We start from the raw sequence: 18768 nt of genomic DNA on the forward strand, positions 1-18768 counted from the left end.
ATGAGCAACGAGACCGCCCCCTCGGGCTTCCTCCTCACGACCGTCGAGGACTTTGCGGGCTGGGCCCGCAAGTCGTCGATCTGGCCCGTGACGTTCGGCCTGGCATGCTGCGCGATCGAGATGATGGCGGCGGGTGCCTCCCGCTTCGACCTCGCGCGCTACGGCATGGAGGTCTTCCGGGCCTCGCCGCGCCAGGCTGACCTCATGATCGTCGCTGGACGCGTCTCCCAGAAGATGGCCCCGATCGTCCGTCAGGTCTACGACCAGATGGCCGAGCCCAAGTGGGTCATCGCCATGGGTGTGTGCGCGTCCTCGGGCGGCATGTTCAACAACTACTCGATCGTTCAGGGCGTCGACCACGTGGTGCCCGTCGACGTCTACCTGCCCGGCTGCCCGCCGCGTCCGGAGATGCTCATCAACGCGATCAACGAGCTGCAGCGTCAGATCCAGGCCGAGCCGCTCCTCACGCACCGCCGTGAGGTCGTCAAGGCCGTCGAGGCTGCCGCGCTCGAGGCGACGCCGACGCATCAGATGAAGGGGCTCCTGCGATGAGCGACGAGACCACTCCGGCCGCCGACGCGGTCGACCACGTCACCCCTGGCGGCTCCGTCCGCGCGGTGCCCACGGGCGACCTGCGCGGCCCGGACGTCATCAAGGTCCGCACGGGCCTGTGGGGCATCCACGGAACGGGCGACACCTCCGGCTTCGGTGGTCTTGTCCGCCAGATCGCGCTTCCCGGTTCGTCGGCGCGCCCTTACGGCGGCTACTTCGACGAGGTCGTCGACCTCCTCGTCGAGGTGCTCGAGGAGACCGAGCCCGGCCTCGCGACGAAGGCCCTCACGGGCGTCGTCGTCGACCGTGACGAGCTGACGCTCGAGGTCGCCCGCGAGCACCTCGTGGCCGTCTGCCGCGCGCTGCGCGACGACCAGGACCTCCGTTTCGAGCTGTCGCTCGGCGTCTCGGGCGTCCACTACCCCGAGGCCACCGGCCGCGAGCTGCGCGCCGTCTACCACCTCACGTCGGTGACGCACAGCCGCCGGGTGCGGCTCGAGGTCGCTGTCCCCGACGCCGACCCGCACCTGCCGTCGACCGTCGCGATCTACCCGACGCACGACTGGCACGAGCGCGAGACGTGGGACTTCTTCGGCATCATCTTCGACGGGCACCCGGGCCTCGCGCGTATCGAGATGCCCGACGACTGGCCGGGTCACCCGCAGCGCAAGGACTACCCCCTCGGCGGCATCCCCGTCGAGTACAAGGGCGCCACCATCCCCTCGCCGGACACGCGGAGGTCCTACTCATGAGCACCGCTTCCCCGCATGCGACGCGCGACGCGGGTTCACCCGCCCACGACGCGGGCATCCCGTCGTTCGAGGCCTACGGCGACGGCGACTGGTCGTCGATCGCCGAGGAGGCCGCGCGCCTCGGCGAAGAGCGCATCGTCGTCAACATGGGCCCGCAGCACCCGTCGACGCACGGCGTCCTGCGCCTCATGCTCGAGATCGACGGCGAGACGGTGACCGAGGCCCGCGCGGGCATCGGCTACCTCCACACCGGCATCGAGAAGAACATGGAGTTCCGTACGTGGACGCAGGGCGTCACGTACTGCACCCGCATGGACTACCTCGCGCCGTTCTTCCAGGAGGTCGCGTTCTGCCTGGGCGTCGAGAAGCTCCTCGGCATCACCGACGACATCCCCGAGCGTGCGACGCAGATCCGCGTCCTGCTCATGGAGCTCAACCGCGTCTCCTCCCACCTCATCGCGCTCGGCACGGGCGGTAACGAGATGGGCGCCACGACGATCATGACGACGTCGTTCACGGCCCGCGAAGAGATCCTGCGCCTGTTCGAGGCGGTGACGGGCCTGCGCATGAACCACGGGTTCGTGCGCCCCGGCGGCGTCCCGCAGGACCTCCCGCCCGGCTTCATCCCCGAGACGCGCTCGGTCCTCGTCAAGGTGCGCGAGTACCTTCGCCAGCTCGAGGCGCTCATGATGGAGAACCCGATCTTCAAGGGTCGCCTCATCGGGGTCGGCCACCTCAACCTCTCGGCGTGCATGGCGCTCGGCATGACGGGCCCCGTGCTCCGCTCGGCCGGCCTGCCGTACGACGTGCGCAAGAGCGACCCGTACTGCGGGTACGAGACGTACGACTTCGAGGTCCCGGTCGCCCAGGGCGCCGACGCCTACGACCGCGTCGTCGTGCGCGTCGCCGAGTGCTACGAGTCGCTCAAGATCGTCGACCAGGTGCTCGAGCGTCTCGAGAAGAGCAGCGGGCCCGTCATGGTTGCCGACAAGAAGATCGCGTGGCCGGCGCAGATGGCGATCGGGACGGACGGGCAGGGCAACTCGCTCGACCACATCAAGCAGATCATGAGCACCTCGATGGAGGCGCTCATCCACCACTTCAAGATCGTCACCGAGGGCTTCCGCGTCCCCGCAGGACAGGTGTGGCAGACGGTCGAGGCGCCGCGAGGCGAGCTCGGCGTGCACCTCGTCTCCGACGGCGGCACCCGCCCCTACCGGGCCCACTTCAGGGACCCGTCGTTCAACAACCTGCAGGCCGTCTCGATGATGTGCGAGGGCGGACAGCTCGCCGACGTCGTCGTCGCGGTGGCCTCGCTCGACCCGGTGCTCGGAGGAGTGGACCGATGACCACGACCGGATACGCCCCCGAGGTGCGTGCGCGCCTCGACGCTGACGCGGCGGCCGTCGTCGCCCGTTACCCCCAGGCCCGCTCGGCCCTCCTGCCGCTCCTGCACCTCGTGCAGTCTCAGGACGGTTACGTCTCGCGGCACGGGATCGAGTTCTGCGCCGAGACGCTCGGGCTGACGAACGCCTCGGTCTCGGCCGTGGCGACGTTCTACACGCAGTACAAGCGCCGTCCCAATGGCGAGTACACGATCGGCGTGTGCACGAACACGCTCTGCGCGATCATGGGCGGCGACGAGATCTTCGACCGCCTCTCGGAGCACCTCGGCATCGGTCACGACGAGACGACGGCCGACGGCCGCATCACGCTCGAGCGCGTCGAGTGCAACGCCGCGTGCGACTTTGCGCCCGTCATGATGATCAACTGGGAGTTCTTCGACAACCAGACCTCGGACTCGGCGCTCGACGTCGTCGACCGCCTCATCGCGGGCGAGGACGTGACGCCGACGCGTGGCCCCGACAAGGTCGTCTCCTTCAAGGAGATGTCGCGCGTGCTCGCGGGCTTCGAGGACGGTCGTGCTGACGAGGGCGTGGCGGCTGGTGCCGCAAGCCTCGTCGGGCTCGACGTCGCGCGCTCCAAGGGCTGGACCGCACCGTCGTTCGACGCCACCGAGCGCGAGGCGGCCGCTGCCGCCTCGGCAGGCGACGCCGCACCCGGCGTGGGCGAGGAGCACTCGAGTGCTGACCGCCCCGCGCCGTCCGAGGCCGACGTCAAGCCCGAGGAGAAGCGATGACCTCCCTCACCCCGATCCTCACGCGTTCGTGGGGCGACGAGACCCCGTGGAAGCTCGCGAGCTATGAGGCCGCGGGCGGGTACGAGGGCCTGAAGAAGGCCCTCGGCCAGCCGCAGGCGGACCTCGTCCAGCTCGTCAAGGACTCCGGCCTGCGCGGCCGTGGCGGCGCCGGGTTCCCGACGGGCATGAAGTGGGGATTCCTTCCCGCGCCCGACGGCGGCCCTCGCTACCTCGTCGTTAACGCTGACGAGTCCGAGCCGGGGACGTGCAAGGACATCCCTCTCATGCTCGCCGACCCTCACCTTCTTCTTGAGGGGGTCGCGATCACGAGCTACGCGATCGGGAGCCACCACTCGTTCATCTACCTGCGTGGCGAGGTCGTGCACGTCTACCGGCGCCTGCTCAAGGCCGTGGCCGACGCGTACGCAGCGGGTCACCTCGGCAAGAACATCCATGGCTCGGGCTTCGACCTCGACGTCACGGTGCACGCCGGTGCCGGCGCCTACATCTGTGGTGAAGAGACCGCGCTCCTCGACTCGCTCGAGGGCCGCCGCGGCCAACCGCGTCTCAAGCCGCCGTTCCCCGCCGTCGCGGGCCTCTACGCGCGCCCGACGGTCGTCAACAACGTCGAGTCGATCGCCTCTGTCCCGGCGATCGTCCGCGGTGGCTCGGACTGGTTCACGTCCATGGGCACCGAGCGGTCGACGGGCCACGGCATCTTCTCGCTCTCAGGTCACGTCACCCGTCCCGGCCAGTACGAGGCGCCGCTCGGCATCACGCTGCGCGAGCTCCTCGAGATGGCGGGCGGCATGCGGGGCGGCCGCGCACTGAAGTTCTGGACCCCGGGCGGGTCCTCGACTCCGATCTTCACGGACGCTCACCTCGACGTCCCGCTCGACTACGAGTCGGTCGGCGCGGCGGGCTCGATGCTCGGCACGCGCGCGCTGCAGATCTTCGACGAGACGACGTCGGTCGTTCGCGCGGTCTCGCGCTGGACCGACTTCTACGCGCACGAGTCCTGCGGCAAGTGCACGCCGTGCCGCGAGGGCACGTACTGGCTCAAGCTCATCCTCCAGCGCCTCGAGCATGGCCTGGGCGAGCCGGGCGACATTGAGAAGCTTGTCGACATCTGCGACAACATCCTCGGGCGCGCGTTCTGCGCGCTCGGCGACGGCGCCACGTCGTCGATCACCTCAGCGGTCAAGCTCTTCCGCGAGGAGTTCGAGGCCGGCATGACACAGCCCGCGTCTGAGCTGTTCCCGCCGGAGCGCTCGGCGCTCTTCGACTACACCCCGCGCCGGGCGACCGGCGCCGCAGCAGGGGCGGTGCACGCATGACCTCCACGACCGACAGCTCCACGCCGGTCGCCGTCGACCCTCAGCTCGTCACGTTGACGATCGACGGCGTCGAGACGGCCGTGCCCAAGGGCACGCTCATCATCCGCGCAGCCGAAGAGATCGGCATCGCGATCCCGCGCTTCTGCGACCACCCGCTGCTCAAGCCTGTGGGTGCGTGCCGTCAGTGCCTCGTCGACGTGGCGATGCCTGACCGTGAGGGCAACGTGCGAGCGATGCCCAAGCCGCAGCCGTCGTGTGCGATGGAAGTGTCTCCGGGCATGGTCGTCAACACGCAGCAGACGTCCGCCGTGGCCTCGAAGGCGCAGCACGGTGTCATGGAGCTCCTGCTCATCAACCACCCGCTCGACTGCCCGACCTGCGACAAGGGCGGCGAGTGCCCCCTGCAGAACCAGGCGATGAGCGACGGGCGCGGAACGTCGCGCTTCACGGACGTCAAGCGCACGTTCGCCAAGCCGCTGAAGATCTCGACCCAGATCCTCCTCGACCGGGAGCGCTGCATCCTCTGCCAGCGGTGCACCCGCTTCAGCAACGAGATCGCGGGCGACCAGTTCATCGACCTGCAGAAGCGTGGCGCGAACCAGCAGATCGGGACGTTCGACGAGGACGTGCTCGGGTACGCCCCGCTCGGCGACGCAACCGTCGGCCCCGCGGCCGAGGACGAGTCGGGGCGCCCGTTCGCCTCGTACTGGTCGGGCAACACGGTGCAGATCTGCCCGGTGGGCGCGCTCACGTCGGCGGCCTATCGCTTCCGCTCGCGTCCGTTCGACCTCGTCTCGACCGAGGCGATCGCCGAGCACGACTCGAACGGCTCGGCGATCCGCGTCGACCACCGTCGCGGAACGGTCATGCGCCGTCTCGCGGGCGACGACCCCGTCGTCAACGAGGAGTGGATCTCTGACAAGGATCGCTTCGCGTTCAACTGGCAGAGCGCGGCCGACCGTCTCACGCACCCGCTCGTGCGTGACCGGGCCGAGGATGGCACACGCGGCGAGCTCCGCACGGCCTCGTGGGTCGAGGCCCTCGAGATCGCGGCGACGGGTCTTGCCGCAGCACGCGACGCCGGTGGCGTCGGCGTGCTGCCCGGCGGGCGCCTGACGATCGAGGACTCCTACGCCTACAGCAAGCTCGCGCGCACGGCCCTCGCGACGAACGACATCGACCACCGGGCCCGTCCCGCGTCCGGCGAGGAGCAGTCCTTCCTCGGGCACACGGTTGCGGGCCGCGGCATCGACGTGACCTTCGGTGACCTCGAGAACGCGCCCGCGGTCCTCCTCGTCGGCTTCGAGCCTGAGGAGGAAGGCGGCATCGTCTTCCTGCGTCTGCGCAAGGGCACGCAGGCCGGACGCACCCGCGTCTGGTCGCTCGCTCCGTTCGCGACGCGCGGTCTCGAGCGTCTCGACGGGACGCTCGTTCCGACGGCTCCCGGCCTCGAGGTCGAGATCCTCGACGCGCTGGCGTCGGGCGCCGACGAGCCTGCCCTCGCGCCGCTGCGCTCGGCCCTCGCGGCCGAGGGCGCGCTCGTCGTCGTGGGGGAGCGGCTCGCGAACCTTCCCGGTGCGCTGTCAGCGGTCCTGCGACTCACGGCCGCAACGGGTGCGCGTCTCGCGTGGATCCCGCGCCGCATCGGCGAGCGTGCCGGTGTCGAGATGGGCACGCTGCCGGGTCTCCTCCCGGGTGGACGCACGGTGGCCGATGCCGCCGCTCGCGTCGACATGGCCGCGGCCTGGGGCGCGGATTCCCTTCCGACGGCTCCCGGCCGCGACACCGACGGCATCCTCGCCGCGCTCAGCGCGCGTGAGCTGCGCGGTGCGCTCGTGGGAGGTGTCGAGCTGGGCGACCTCACCGACCCGGTCGCGGCTCGCGCCGCGCTCGAGGCCGCCGACTTCGTCGTGAGCCTCGAGGTGCGCGCGAGCGAGGTCACCGACCTCGCAGACGTCGTGCTCCCCGTCGCACCCCCGGCCGAGAAGTCGGGGACGTACCTCAACTGGGAAGGCCGCGTGCGGCCCTTCCGGCAGGCGCTCGAGTCGTCCGCGCTGCCCGACCACCGGGTGCTCGACGAGCTGGCACGCGGGCTCGGGACGGACCTCGGTGCGCGCGACGGCAACGTCCTGCGCAAGGAGATCGACGAGCTCGGTGCGTGGGACGGCGAGCGGCTCGCCGCTCCCGAGGTGAGCGCGGCGAGCCCCGCCGCGGTCGCTCCCGGCACGGCTGTCCTCGCCTCCTGGCGCCTGCAGCTCGACGCGGGTCGTGGCCAGGACGGTGAGCCGTTCCTCGCGGGGACCGCGCGCAAGGCGGTTGCGCGGCTGTCGGCCGCGACGGCCGCTGACGTGGGCGTCGCCGACGGTGGGCTCCTGCGGGTCTCGACGGCCGCTGGTCGCGTCGAGCTGCCCGTCGCGGTCACGGACATGCCGGACCACGTCGTGTGGCTGCCCACCAACTCGCCCGGCTCAGCGGTGCGTGCGGCACTGGGCGTCCTGCCCGGTGCGGTCGTCGAGATCGCTGCGGGACCTGTCCCCACCACCGAGGAGGCATGATGGGCGGCTTCGCCCTCGCTGCGACGGTCGCGACGGAGACGCCGGCGGTGCCCGGCATCGCCGCCGACTTCAGCAACGACAACATCTGGGTGTACCTCGTCAAGGCGGTGCTCGTCATCGTCTTCCTGCTGACGAGCGTCCTCATGGCCCTGTGGTTCGAGCGGCGTCTTGTCGCTCGCATGCAGGTGCGCATCGGCCCGAACGTCCACGGCCCTCTCGGTCTGCTCCAGGCGGTCGCCGACGCGATGAAGCTCCTCATGAAGGAGGACATCACGGTGAAGATGGCCGACAAGGTCGTCTACATCATCGCGCCGATGATCTCGGTGTTCTGCTCGCTGCTCATCTACGCGGTCATCCCGTTCGGGCCTGAGGTGCGGATCCCGTTCACGGACTTCACGACGCCCGCGCAGCTGACCGACTTCCCCGTCGCGGTCCTCTACATCCTCGCGTGCGCCGCACTCGGCGTGTACGGCATCGTCCTCGGCGGCTGGTCCTCCGGCTCGACGTACCCGCTGCTCGGCGGAGTGCGTTCGACGGCGCAGATCATCTCCTACGAGCTCGCGATGGGCCTCTCGCTCGTCTCGGTCTTCCTGCTCGCCGGGTCGATGTCGACGTCGGAGATCGTCAACCAGCAGGAGCGCTTCTGGTACGCGCTCCCGCTGCTGCCGGCGTTCATCCTCTACATCATCTCGATGATCGGCGAGACGAACCGACTGCCGTTCGACCTTCCTGAGGCCGAGGGTGAGCTCGTCTCCGGTTACATGACTGAGTACTCCTCGATGAAGTTCGCGTGGTTCTTCCTCGCGGAGTACATCAACATGCTCAACGTCTCGGCCGTCGCCACGACGCTGTTCTTCGGCGGATGGCGGGCGCCGTGGCCGCTCTCGGCGATCAACGACGGCATGTTCAACGAGGGCTGGTGGCCGATCCTCTGGTTCCTCGCCAAGGTCTGGTTCTTCATGTTCATCTTCGTGTGGGTGCGTGGCACGCTGCTCCGCTTCCGCTACGACCAGTTCATGAAGTTCGGCTGGAAGATCCTCATTCCGGTTGCGCTCGTGTGGCTCGTCGTCGTCGCCATGTACCAGGGCGTCGTCGAGTTCGGTGAGATCGACCGCCAGGTCTTCATCTACGCCTCGCTCGGGCTGTTCGTCATCGCGATCGTCGGCCTCGTCATCTCGTCCTTCGTCACGAAGGACGAGCCGGAGCCCGCCGCCCCGGTCGAGCCGTTCGACGCCTTCGCGGGCGGCTACCCCGTGCCGCCTCTGCCCGGTCAGCAGCTTCCGCCCTCGCCCCGTGTCGCACGACGCGCAGCGGCCGCGGCCGCGGTCCTCGAGGTCACGGCCGAGTCCGAATCCACTACGTCGACGGAAGGGGACTCCGGTGAGTGAGAGCCCAAAGAAGTCCGGACCGCTCGCTGATCTGCTGGCGCCCGTCGCCGGCTTCGGCGTGACCTTCGCGAACATGTTCCGCCCCGTCGTCACGGAGCAGTACCCGTTCGAGAAGGTCCCGACCAAGCCGCGCTACCACGGCCGTCACCAGCTCAACCGCTACCCCGACGGCCTCGAGAAGTGCATCGGCTGCGAGCTGTGCGCCTGGGCGTGCCCCGCGGACGCGATCTACGTCGAGGGCGGCGACAACGCCGATCTGCCCGACGGCGCGCACATCTCGCCCGGAGAGCGCTACGGGCGCGTCTACCAGATCAACTACCTCCGCTGCATCTTCTGCGGCCTGTGCATCGAGGCATGCCCGACGCGCGCGCTCACGATGACGAACGACTACGAGCTCGCGGGCCCGACCCGCGAGGGCATGATCTTCGAGAAGGACGACCTGCTCGCGCCGCTGCGCGAGGGCATGCTGTCCGGCCCGCACCCCATGGTCGAGGGCACAGAAGACCTCGAGTACTACCGCGGTGAGATCACCGGTCCGACCGAGGCTCAGGTCGACTGGGTGCGCGAGCGCCGTCCCGACGACGCCTCGATCGACGCCGCGGCCAAGGCCACGGTCGCCGCTCCCCACGTCAACGGAGGAACGCGATGATGACCTCGACCGGGGAGGCAGTGCTCTTCTGGGTGCTCGCTCCCGCCATGGTTCTCGGGGCCCTTGGTCTCGTCTTCGCTCGTAAGGCCGTCTACGCGGCGCTCTCGATGATCTTCGTCATGGTGAGCCTCGCGGTCGTCTACGTCATGCAGCAGGCGGAGTTCCTCGGCATCGTCCAGGTGGTCGTCTACACGGGCGCCGTCATGATGCTCTTCGTCTTCGTCCTCATGCTCGTGGGCGTCGACGCCTCGACATCCGCAGTCGAGACGATCAAGGGACAGCGCTGGATCGGCGTCCTCATGGGCCTCGGTCTCGGCACCCTGCTCATCACGGTGACGTCGCGCGCGACCCTGCCCGCCGCGGTCGGGCTCGACTCGGCGAACTCCGAGACGAACCCCGCTGGGCTCGCTCGCATCCTCATGAGCGACTTCGTGCTCGACCTCGAGATCGTCGCGGTCCTGCTCGTCACGGCTGCGCTCGCGTCGCTCGTGCTCACGCACCGCCGGCGCCTCACCCCCAAGATCGGTCAGGCCGAGCGGGCCGAGCGTCGTCTGCTCGCGGGGGAGCACCCCGTCAACCTGCCGGCTCCCGGTGTCTACGCGCGGCACAACGCCATGGACGTTCCCGCGCTCGACCCCGAGGGCAACCCGATCGAGGCCTCGGTCTCGCGCGTGCTGCGCATCCGAGGCCAGGAGCACGGGCTCGGGACGGACGTCACAACGCTCGTCCAGGCACGGACCACGGCCGAGCTTGACGCCGGCGACCAGGCGAGCGACACCGCCGCCACGCGCGGCGGCCGTCACGACCAGACCGACGCTGCGACCACGGAGGGAGAAGCCTGATGGAGGTCAGCAACTACCTGTATCTCGCGATGATCCTCTTCGCGATCGGCGGAGCGACCGTGCTCCTGCGCCGCAGCGCGATCATCGCCTTCATGGGTGTTGAGCTCATGCTCAACGCCTCGAACCTTGCCTTCGTGACGTTCGCCCGCATCCACGGTGACCTCACCGGCCAGGTCATCGCGTTCTTCGTCATGGTCGTCGCCGCAGCCGAGGTCGTTGTCGGCCTCGCGATCATCGTGGCGATCTTCCGGACCCGGAAGTCGGCCTCCGTCGACGACGTCAACCTGCTGAAGGGCTGAGGCGCTGATGCTCACCTTGCAATCCGTCGCGGCCACGGCCGCTCCCGCCATGGCCGCCTCCGGCTTCTGGCAGGAGAACGCGTGGCTCCTCGTCGCCGCGCCCCTCGTGAGCGCCGGCATCCTGCTGCTCCTGGGGCGGCGCGCCAACAGTTGGGGCCACTGGTTGGGCCTCCTCGCGTCCACGGCGTCCTTCGTCGTCGGCGCGGGCCTGCTCGTCGACCTCCTCTCCTCGCCCGCGGGCGAGCGCGTGCGTGAGGTCGACGTCTTCTCGTGGATCTCGACGTCCGAGCTCAACCTCGTGGCCGGGCTGCGGCTCGACCCGCTGTCGCTCACGTTCGTCATCCTCGTGACCTTCGTCGGCTCCCTCATCCACCTGTACTCGGTGGCCTACATGGAGCACGACGCCTCGCGGCGCCGCTTCTTCGCGTACCTCAACCTCTTCGTCGCCGCGATGCTCCTGCTCGTGCTGGCCGACTCCTACCTGCTGATGTTCGTCGGCTGGGAGGGCGTGGGCCTCGCTTCCTACCTGCTCATCGGGTTCTGGAACCACGTGCCGCAGTACGCGACCGCCGCCAAGAAGGCGTTCGTCATGAACCGCGTCGCCGACGTCGGCATGATCATCGCGCTCGGGCTCATGTTCTCGACCTTCGGCGGTCTCGACTTCACGACCGTGCTCGCGGGCTCGGCGGACGCGGCCGAGGGCAAGCTCACCGCGATCGGGCTCATGCTGCTCCTCGCCGCGTGCGGAAAGTCGGCGCAGTTCCCGCTCCAGGCATGGCTCGGCGACGCGATGGCCGGCCCGACCCCGGTCTCGGCGCTCATCCACGCCGCCACCATGGTGACCGCGGGTGTCTACCTCATCGTGCGCTCGGGACCGATCTTCGAGGGCGCGCCCACGGCGCTCCTCGTCGTCGCGATCGTCGGTGCGATCACGCTCCTGTTCGGTGCGATCGTCGGCTGTGCCAAGGACGACATCAAGAAGACCCTCGCGGCCTCGACGATGTCGCAGATCGGTTACATGATGCTCGCCGCGGGCCTCGGCCCCATCGGCTACGCGTTCGCGATCTTCCACCTGCTCACGCACGGCTTCTTCAAGGCCGGGATGTTCCTCGGTGCGGGCTCGGTCATGCACGGCATGAACGACCAGGTCGACATGCGCCGCTTCGGCGGCCTCTCGACGTACATGAAGATCACCTGGCTGACCTTCGGCGCGGGGTGGCTCGCGATCCTCGGCATCCCCCCGTTCTCGGGATTCTGGTCCAAGGACAAGATCATCGAGTCGGCGTTCGTCGGCGAGGGCTGGCAGCCATGGGTCTTCGGAACCATCGCGCTCCTGGGCGCCGGGATCACCGCGTTCTACATGTCGCGCCTCTTCTTCATGACGTTCCACGGCAAGCAGCGGTGGACCTCTGAGAAGGAGGGGACGGGCCCGGACCAGCACCCGCACGAGTCGCCCATCCTCATGACTCTTCCGATGATCGTCCTCGCGGTCGGCTCGGTCGCGCTCGGTGGCGTTCTCGCGATCGGCGACGGCTTCGTCACGTGGCTCGAGCCCGTGACCGGCCACGTCGAGCACCACGCACCCGTCATCCCGGTGCCGGTCATCATGGCGGCCACGATCGTGCTCGTCCTCCTGGGCGCGTTCCTCGCCTGGCGGCAGTACGCGGCGTCGACGGTTCCGGTGCGCGCACCGCGCGGCTCGCTCCTCACCCGTGCCGCACGCGCCGACCTCTACCAGGACGCGGTCAACGAGGGGCTCGTCATGCGCCCCGGCCAGTACCTCACCCGCTCGCTCGTCTTCGGTGACGCGACGTTCGTCGACGGCGCGTTCGCCGGCCTCGGCCGGACGAGCTCGGGCCTCGGGCGCGCGTTGCGCGGCCTGCAGAACGGTTTTGTCCGCTCCTACGCCGCCTTGATGACGCTCGGCATCCTCGTGATCGCCGGCATCGTCCTGGCCGTGCAGGGCTGAGGAAGGACCTGAACGAATGGAATCCCTCGTGCCCGAGAACCTCACGGCCTCCTTTCCGTGGCTCACCGCGCTCATCGTCGTCGCCGTCGTCGGCGCCGTCGTCCTGTGGTGCCTGCCGCGGGGCGCGCGTGGCCGCGTCCGCGAGATCGCCCTTGGCTTCTCGCTCGTCAACGTCGGCCTCGTCGTCGGCGCGTTCACCCAGTTCGACGTGTCCCGGGCGGGTGTGCGACAGCTCTCCGAGCTGCACTCCTGGATCCCGCAGATCGGCACGTCGTACGCCGTAGGCGTCGATGGCCTCGGCCTCGCGCTCGTCGCGCTCGGCGTCGGCCTCGTGCCGGTCGTCATCCTCGCCGCGTGGCGGGAGCAGGGCGACGACGTCGAGCGTCTGCGTCACTACCTCGCGCTCGTGCTCGTCACGGCCGCGTTCATGACGCTCATCTTCGCCGCCCGCGACGTCTTCCTCTTCTACGTCGCGTTCGAGGCCATGCTCGTCCCGATCTACTTCATGATCGGTGCGTTCGGCGGTCCGCAGCGTCGGGGTGCAGCGGTGAAGTTCCTGCTCTACTCACTCGCGGGCGGGCTCGTCATGCTCGTCGCGGTCATCGGCCTGTTCCTCCAGGGACCGGGCGGTGCGCAGGGCTTCCTCACGGACAACCTCACGGGCCTCACGCTCGACGCGTCCGTCGAGCGGCTGCTCTTCGTCGGGTTCTTCCTCGCGTTCGCGATCAAGGCTCCGATGTTCCCGGTGCACACGTGGCTGCCCGACGCGGCGCAGCAGGCGCCCGCGGGCACCTCGACGCTCCTCGTCGGCGTGCTCGACAAGGTCGGCACGTTCGGCATGCTCACGCTCTGCATCCCGCTCTTCCCGAGCGCGTCGCAGTGGGCTGCCCCGACGATCGTCGTGCTTGCCGTCATCTCGGTCCTCTACGGCGCGCTCCTCGCGCTGGGGCAGAAGGACATGATGCGCCTCATCGCGTACACGTCCGTCTCGCACTTCGGCGTCATGGTGCTCGGCATCTTCACCTTCGGGCAGACGTCGGTCGCGGGTGCCTCGTTCTACATGCTGGGTCACGGTCTCGCGACAGGCTTGCTGTTCCTCACGGCCGGCATGGTCATCGCGCGTCACCCGAGCCGCTCGCAGCGCATCGCTGACTACGGCGGCCTGCAGCGCACGACCCCGGTCATCGCCGGCGTCTTCCTCGTGGCGGGTCTCGCGACCCTGTCGCTCCCGGGGCTCGCGCCGTTCGTGGGCGAGATCATGGTGCTCATCGGGTCGTTCGGGACGTACCCGGTTGCGGTCATCGTCTCGGCGTTCGTCGTCATCCTGGCCGCGCTCTACGTCCTGCTCATGTACCAGCGCATGTTCACCGGTCCCGAGCAGGAGCACCTCACGGGCCTGCCCGACATGGTGGGACGGGAGAAGTGGGTCGTGGCTCCGCTCCTCGTCGCTCTGCTTGTCCTTGGTTTCTACCCGCGTCCGGCTCTCGACCTCGTCGAGGCGCCCGCTGACGTCACCGTCTCGACCATCGCCCTCGAGGGGAGCGCGTCATGACCCCGCTCGTTGCCGCAGCACCGCAGTTCACGCAGCCTGAGATCTCGTGGCAGTGGCTCGCGCCCTACATCCTCGTGCTCGGGGCGGGCGTCATCGCCGTGCTCGTCGAGGCCTTCGTGCCTCCGCGGGCTCGCCGGACGACCCAGCTGACGCTCGCGCTCGCCGCGGTTCTCGGTGCGACCGGCTGGAACGTGTGGCTGTGGGTCACCGAGCTCGCGCCCACGACGTTCAAGGCGCAGCAGGTCGTGGGCGGCTCGCTCATGGTCACGTACTTCACGCTCGCGCTGCAGACCGTCCTGCTCGTCGTCGCGGCGATCGCGCTGCTCGTCATCGCGGACCGCTCGCGGGGCGCGGACGACTTCGCTCCGACCGCGGCCGCGACGCCTGGTTCGGACTACGAGGAGCTCGCTCGCAAGAAGGACGTGCAGCAGACGGAGATCTACCCGCTGTTCCTCTTCGCCGTGGGTGGCATGATCCTCTTCCCGGCGGCCGGTGACCTGCTGACGATGTTCATCGCGCTCGAGATCCTCTCGTTGCCGCTCTACGTCATGTCGGGCATGGCCCGTCACCGTCGCCTGCTCTCGCAGGAGGCGTCGCTCAAGTACTTCCTGCTCGGCGCGTTCTCGTCGGCGTTCTTCCTCATGGGGATGGCCCTCGTCTACGGGTACGCGGGCACGATCAACCTCTGGGCGATCACGGCGGGTCACGCGACCTCGGTGCCCACAGACCTCGTCGGCGGGCGCCCGCTGCTCGTCGCGGGCATCGTCATGCTGCTCGTCGGCGTGCTCTTCAAGGTCGGCGCGGTCCCGTTCCACCAGTGGACGCCGGACGTCTACCAGGGCGCTCCGACGTCGATCTCGGGCTTCATGGCGGCGTGCACGAAGGCGGCCGCGTTCGGCGCCGCCCTCCGCATCGTCCTGTGGACCGCACCGTTCATCGGCCTCGACCTGCACGACGAGGTCCAGCTGACGATCATCATCGTCGCGATCGCCTCGATGCTCGTGGGTTCCGTGCTCGGTGTCGTGCAGCACGACGTCAAGCGCCTGCTCGCGTACTCCTCGATCGCTCACGCGGGCTTCGTGCTCGTCGCGGTCGCGGCGGTCAAGCCCTTCGATGGTGCCGAGTTCACGTTCCCGATGAACTCCGCGATCGTGTTCTACCTGCTCGCCTACGGCTTGGCGACGGTCGGTGCGTTCGCCGTGGTCCGGCTCGTGCGCGAGTCGCAGGGGCGCGGCAGCGATCTCGTGACGCTCGGTGAGGCGACGCACCTGTCGCAGTGGGCGGGCCTGGCCCGTCGCAGCCCGTTCCTTGCGGTCGCATTCTCTGTCTTCCTCCTGTCGTTTGCGGGCATCCCGCTCACGGCGGGCTTCGTCGGGAAGTTCGCAGCCTTCAAGGTCGCGGTCGACTCGGGCCTGTGGTGGCTCGCGATGGTCGCGGTCGTGGGCTCTGCGATCTCTGTTTTCTTCTACGTGCGGATCATCGTGCTCATGTTCTTCGTCGACCCTGCGACTGACGACGGCGAGCACGCTCCTGTCCGCGAGGTCGTCGCGGTGGGCGCGCTCGGCGCGACGTCCGACGCTCCCGTGGGTACGCCGCTCGCTGGTGAGCCTGAGGCGGGCGTCGGCCTGCGTCTTTCGGAGGAGATGCGCCGCACGACCGCGGGGGTCGCGGTTCTGCGCGGCTCGGTGGGCTCGCGCGTGGCGATCGCCGTGACGATGGTGGGTACGCTTTTGCTCGGGGTCCTTCCCGGGCCTGTCCTCGACCTGCTGGAGAAGACGGTGAGCTTCCTTCCGTGACCTCTTCGACGACGCCGACCGCCGGTGTCGGGCTTCCTGTTCCCGACCCTGAGCTGGCCCAGCTGCTCGCAGACCGTCTCGAGACCGTCGAGTCGGTGCTCCGCGAGTCCGTCACGCAGACCGACCAGCTCGCGGACGACGCTTCCCGCCACCTGGTCGACGCAGGGGGCAAGCGTCTGCGCCCGCTCCTTGCGCTGCTGTGCGCGGAGCTCGGCGACGGTTCGCGGCCTGAGGTCGTCGACGCCGCGGTGGTCGTCGAGCTCACGCACCTGGCGACGCTCTACCACGACGACGTCATGGACTCGGCGCCGCTGCGGCGCGGGGCTCCTTCGGCGCACGAGGTGTGGGGCAACTCGGTGGCGATCCTCACGGGTGACCTGCTCTTCGCACGGGCGTCGGGTCTTGTGGCGGGGCTGGGGACGGAGGCCGTGAAGATTCAGGCGGCGACGTTCGAACGCCTGTGCCTGGGCCAGATGCGTGAGTCGGTCGGCCCGCGCGAGTCGGACGACGCGGTCGAGCACTACATCGGCGTGCTGGCCGACAAGACGGCGTCGCTCCTTGCCACGTCCGCTCTGTTCGGGGCGCGGTTCGCCGGGTGCTCCCTCGAGGTCGCGCAGATGGTCGCGGCGTACGGCGAGCGTCTGGGTGTCGCGTTCCAGCTGGCGGACGACGTCCTTGACCTCACGAGCTCGGGCGAGCTCTCGGGCAAGACCCCGGGCACCGACCTGCGCGAGAAGGTCCCGACGATGCCGACGATCCTGCTGCGGCGCCGCGTGGCGTCGGGTGAGGGCACGGCCGACGACGCCGACCTCGTCGCGCTTCTTGACTCTGACCTCTCCGACGACGCGGTGCTTGCCGAGGCTCTCGGTCGGCTCCGTGACCACGAGGTCGTCGGTGCGACGCGCGAGCTCGCGGCTCAGTGGGCGCGTGACGCCGTTGCGGAGATCGTCGATCTCTCGGACGGACGGGTCAAGGAGACGCTCGTGGCGTTCGCGGACGCGATGGTCGACCGCGCGACCTGAGCGCACGTCTGCTTGCGCAGCCCGCCCGGCGGGCTTCCGAGACGGTCTGATCCTGACCGTACGGGAGCCTCGGGGCGGGCTGCGGCGTTTGTGAGCGTGCGCTGCGGACCGCTGGACTTCCCCGTGCCGGTCTGAGGGGGCGCGTGTACCCTTGCACCGCACGGCGGTTACGTGCGTGGCGACTGGAACAAGGCCCCGCCGTCGCTGGCTGAGACCGACCAGGGGTTCGTGGCACGACAGGGAGAGTGACGTCAACGGTGAGCAGCTACCCCATGGCCGTGCCTTCGGGCTCCGCGGGTGCACCGGCATCGCTGGGCAAGCGATTCGGTGCGCGTCTTGTCGACGGGTTCTTGCAGGGCCTCGTGTACATGCCGTTCGTCTTTGCGGGCTCGGGCGCGACGACCGTTGACGAGCTGGCCCGCGCGGGCATGCTCATGGGCCTCGGCGGGGTGGTCGCACTCGCATTCTTCGTCGTGCAGTGCTGGCTTCTCGGCTCCAAGGGCTGGAGCATCGGCAAGAAGGTCATGGGCATCTCGGTCGCGGACGCCGCGACGGGCGCTCCGATCGGCTTCGGCCGGGCGCTGGTGCGTGAGGTCCTCATGGCTGTGCTGTCGCTCATCGTGATCGTCACGATCCTTGTCGACTCCTCGGGCCGCCACGACGGCCTGCACGACAAGGCCGGTCGCTCGACCGTCATCGACGGTGCTGTGCGTGGCGCCGCGAGCGCTGGGCGTTCGGTCGCCCGCCCGCGGTCGTCGAAGAAGTCTGCGCCGACGACCCCGAGCTTCAGCGTTCCCGGTGCTCCGCGCAGCGTTCCTTCGGCTCGTTCGGCTGCCGAGGCCGCGTCGGCGGGCGGGTCGGGCTACGGCGCTCACGGTGTTCCCGTCCCGCCGCCGGCCCCCGCGGCGCCGCACCACGCCGCGGCGCCCGGTTACCCCGGTGCTCCTGCGCCGGCGCCCGGTTACCCCTCGGCTCAGCCGGTCGCGCCGGGCTACCCCGCAGCGTCGGGCTACCCGGCAGCGTCGGCTCCGGCACCCGCCCCCGGCTATCCCGGTACCCCTGCCCCCGCACCCGGCTATCCCGGTGCCCCGGCCCCCGCGCCCGGCTATCCGTCGGCGCCGGCCGCGGGCTACCCGTCGGCTCCCGCGCCCGGCTACCCGTCGGCCCCCGCGCCCGGCTACCCGGATCAGGGCGCCGCGCCTGCGCCGCAGTCGCCCGGCTACCCCGGCGCACCCGTTCCTCCCGCCCCGCCGGCCAGCGCTCCCGGTGGACCGCTCATCACGAGCGTTCCGGGCCGCGACCGCGCGGTGCCCGCTGCTCCCGGCTACGGGGCCCAGCCCGCACAGACGAGCGTCCCCGCTGCGCCCGCGTATGCGGCCGGCTCCGCCTACGGCGCTGCTCCTGCCGCGCCCCCCGCACCTCCTGCACCGTCCGCGGCGCCGGCCGTCCACGTCAACGCGTCAGCGAGCAACGGCGTTCCGGCGGGCGGTGGCATGGAGCTCGACGAAGACCTCGAGCTCACTCGGCTGCGCCCTGAGACGCCGGTTGCGGCGTCCTCGGACGAGGACGGGATCCCGGCGTCCGCGCTCCTGCGCATCTCGGACGGCCGTGAGCTGACGATCACCGGAACCGTGCTCATCGGCCGCAACCCGGCCGCTGGTGAGGGTGAAGAGGTCGGCGAGCTCGTGCGGGTCTCCGACCCGGGCCGCTCGGTCTCCAAGACTCACGTCATGATGGGCGTCGACACCGAGGGCGTGTGGGCGGCAGATCGCGCGTCGACGAACGGCACGGTCGTGACGCTCGGGGACGGCCAGCAGATCATCTGCGCCGAGAACCAGGTCGTGCGACTCCCGGTCGGCGCGACCGTGAGCTTCGGTGACTATTCCATCTCGTTCGAGTTCCGCGGCGCTTGAGG

Annotated in this window: 15 protein-coding genes; all 15 read left to right on the forward strand. The window is 69.7% G+C overall.

What is annotated here, in order from left to right:
- Window positions 1-552 carry an NADH-quinone oxidoreductase subunit B gene (locus ACTVCO_RS02430; RefSeq protein WP_443726791.1) on the forward strand — a complete coding sequence of 184 codons (552 nt, stop codon included), beginning with the start codon at window positions 1-3 and terminating at the stop codon, window positions 550-552.
- Entirely contained in the window at window positions 549-1304 is a 756-nt protein-coding gene (locus tag ACTVCO_RS02435) for an NADH-quinone oxidoreductase subunit C (protein ID WP_443726792.1), read from the forward strand. Before ACTVCO_RS02430 ends, ACTVCO_RS02435 begins: the two co-directional genes overlap by 4 nt.
- On the forward strand, window positions 1301-2653 hold the full coding sequence (locus ACTVCO_RS02440) for an NADH-quinone oxidoreductase subunit D (RefSeq protein WP_443726793.1): 1353 nt from the start codon (window positions 1301-1303) through the stop codon (window positions 2651-2653). The genes ACTVCO_RS02435 and ACTVCO_RS02440 overlap by 4 nt, the downstream gene beginning before the upstream one ends.
- The gene (gene nuoE, locus ACTVCO_RS02445; protein WP_443726794.1) at window positions 2650-3444 is read left to right on the forward strand and encodes an NADH-quinone oxidoreductase subunit NuoE; all 795 of its coding nucleotides are present in this window, start codon (window positions 2650-2652) and stop codon (window positions 3442-3444) included. Before ACTVCO_RS02440 ends, nuoE begins: the two co-directional genes overlap by 4 nt.
- The gene (gene nuoF, locus ACTVCO_RS02450) at window positions 3441-4781 is read left to right on the forward strand and encodes an NADH-quinone oxidoreductase subunit NuoF (RefSeq protein WP_443726795.1); all 1341 of its coding nucleotides are present in this window, start codon (window positions 3441-3443) and stop codon (window positions 4779-4781) included. The genes nuoE and nuoF overlap by 4 nt, the downstream gene beginning before the upstream one ends.
- Complete coding sequence (locus ACTVCO_RS02455; RefSeq protein ID WP_443726796.1) at window positions 4778-7336, forward strand: NADH-quinone oxidoreductase subunit G; 2559 nt, start codon at window positions 4778-4780, stop codon at window positions 7334-7336. The genes nuoF and ACTVCO_RS02455 overlap by 4 nt, the downstream gene beginning before the upstream one ends.
- A complete protein-coding gene (gene nuoH, locus ACTVCO_RS02460; RefSeq protein ID WP_443726797.1) occupies window positions 7333-8724 on the forward strand; it encodes an NADH-quinone oxidoreductase subunit NuoH in 1392 nt (463 codons plus the stop codon). The genes ACTVCO_RS02455 and nuoH overlap by 4 nt, the downstream gene beginning before the upstream one ends.
- Entirely contained in the window at window positions 8717-9373 is a 657-nt protein-coding gene (gene nuoI, locus ACTVCO_RS02465; protein WP_443726798.1) for an NADH-quinone oxidoreductase subunit NuoI, read from the forward strand. Before nuoH ends, nuoI begins: the two co-directional genes overlap by 8 nt.
- The gene (locus tag ACTVCO_RS02470; RefSeq protein ID WP_443727140.1) at window positions 9373-10215 is read left to right on the forward strand and encodes an NADH-quinone oxidoreductase subunit J; all 843 of its coding nucleotides are present in this window, start codon (window positions 9373-9375) and stop codon (window positions 10213-10215) included. The genes nuoI and ACTVCO_RS02470 overlap by 1 nt, the downstream gene beginning before the upstream one ends.
- On the forward strand, window positions 10215-10514 hold the full coding sequence (gene nuoK, locus ACTVCO_RS02475) for an NADH-quinone oxidoreductase subunit NuoK (RefSeq protein WP_443726799.1): 300 nt from the start codon (window positions 10215-10217) through the stop codon (window positions 10512-10514). Before ACTVCO_RS02470 ends, nuoK begins: the two co-directional genes overlap by 1 nt.
- A 49-nt stretch (window positions 10515-10563) precedes the next feature.
- Window positions 10564-12483 carry an NADH-quinone oxidoreductase subunit L gene (nuoL, locus tag ACTVCO_RS02480; RefSeq protein WP_443727141.1) on the forward strand — a complete coding sequence of 640 codons (1920 nt, stop codon included), beginning with the start codon at window positions 10564-10566 and terminating at the stop codon, window positions 12481-12483.
- A 16-nt stretch (window positions 12484-12499) separates the two neighbouring features.
- On the forward strand, window positions 12500-14035 hold the full coding sequence (locus ACTVCO_RS02485) for an NADH-quinone oxidoreductase subunit M (protein ID WP_443726800.1): 1536 nt from the start codon (window positions 12500-12502) through the stop codon (window positions 14033-14035).
- Window positions 14032-15831 carry an NADH-quinone oxidoreductase subunit NuoN gene (gene nuoN / locus ACTVCO_RS02490; RefSeq protein ID WP_443726801.1) on the forward strand — a complete coding sequence of 600 codons (1800 nt, stop codon included), beginning with the start codon at window positions 14032-14034 and terminating at the stop codon, window positions 15829-15831. The genes ACTVCO_RS02485 and nuoN overlap by 4 nt, the downstream gene beginning before the upstream one ends.
- Complete coding sequence (locus ACTVCO_RS02495) at window positions 15828-16853, forward strand: polyprenyl synthetase family protein (RefSeq protein WP_443726802.1); 1026 nt, start codon at window positions 15828-15830, stop codon at window positions 16851-16853. Before nuoN ends, ACTVCO_RS02495 begins: the two co-directional genes overlap by 4 nt.
- A 272-nt stretch (window positions 16854-17125) precedes the next feature.
- Window positions 17126-18766: an RDD family protein gene (locus ACTVCO_RS02500; protein ID WP_443726803.1), complete on the forward strand. Its 1641-nt coding sequence runs from the start codon at window positions 17126-17128 to the stop codon at window positions 18764-18766.
- Window positions 18767-18768: the final 2 nt, after the last annotated feature.

Source organism: Sanguibacter sp. A247, from assembly GCF_052324925.1.
GTDB lineage: Bacteria > Actinomycetota > Actinomycetes > Actinomycetales > Cellulomonadaceae > Flavimobilis.

Coding starts and splice junctions, on each gene's coding strand:
- ACTVCO_RS02430 (WP_443726791.1), top strand. CDS start 1: ATGAGCAACGAGACCGCCCCCTCGGGCTTCCTCCTCACGACCGTCGAG.
- ACTVCO_RS02485 (WP_443726800.1), top strand. CDS start 12,500: ATGGAATCCCTCGTGCCCGAGAACCTCACGGCCTCCTTTCCGTGGCTC.
- nuoE (WP_443726794.1), top strand. CDS start 2,650: ATGACCACGACCGGATACGCCCCCGAGGTGCGTGCGCGCCTCGACGCT.
- nuoL (WP_443727141.1), top strand. CDS start 10,564: ATGGCCGCCTCCGGCTTCTGGCAGGAGAACGCGTGGCTCCTCGTCGCC.
- nuoF (WP_443726795.1), top strand. CDS start 3,441: ATGACCTCCCTCACCCCGATCCTCACGCGTTCGTGGGGCGACGAGACC.
- ACTVCO_RS02470 (WP_443727140.1), top strand. CDS start 9,373: ATGACCTCGACCGGGGAGGCAGTGCTCTTCTGGGTGCTCGCTCCCGCC.
- ACTVCO_RS02440 (WP_443726793.1), top strand. CDS start 1,301: ATGAGCACCGCTTCCCCGCATGCGACGCGCGACGCGGGTTCACCCGCC.
- nuoH (WP_443726797.1), top strand. CDS start 7,333: ATGATGGGCGGCTTCGCCCTCGCTGCGACGGTCGCGACGGAGACGCCG.
- ACTVCO_RS02435 (WP_443726792.1), top strand. CDS start 549: ATGAGCGACGAGACCACTCCGGCCGCCGACGCGGTCGACCACGTCACC.
- nuoN (WP_443726801.1), top strand. CDS start 14,032: ATGACCCCGCTCGTTGCCGCAGCACCGCAGTTCACGCAGCCTGAGATC.
- ACTVCO_RS02455 (WP_443726796.1), top strand. CDS start 4,778: ATGACCTCCACGACCGACAGCTCCACGCCGGTCGCCGTCGACCCTCAG.
- nuoK (WP_443726799.1), top strand. CDS start 10,215: ATGGAGGTCAGCAACTACCTGTATCTCGCGATGATCCTCTTCGCGATC.
- ACTVCO_RS02500 (WP_443726803.1), top strand. CDS start 17,126: ATGGCCGTGCCTTCGGGCTCCGCGGGTGCACCGGCATCGCTGGGCAAG.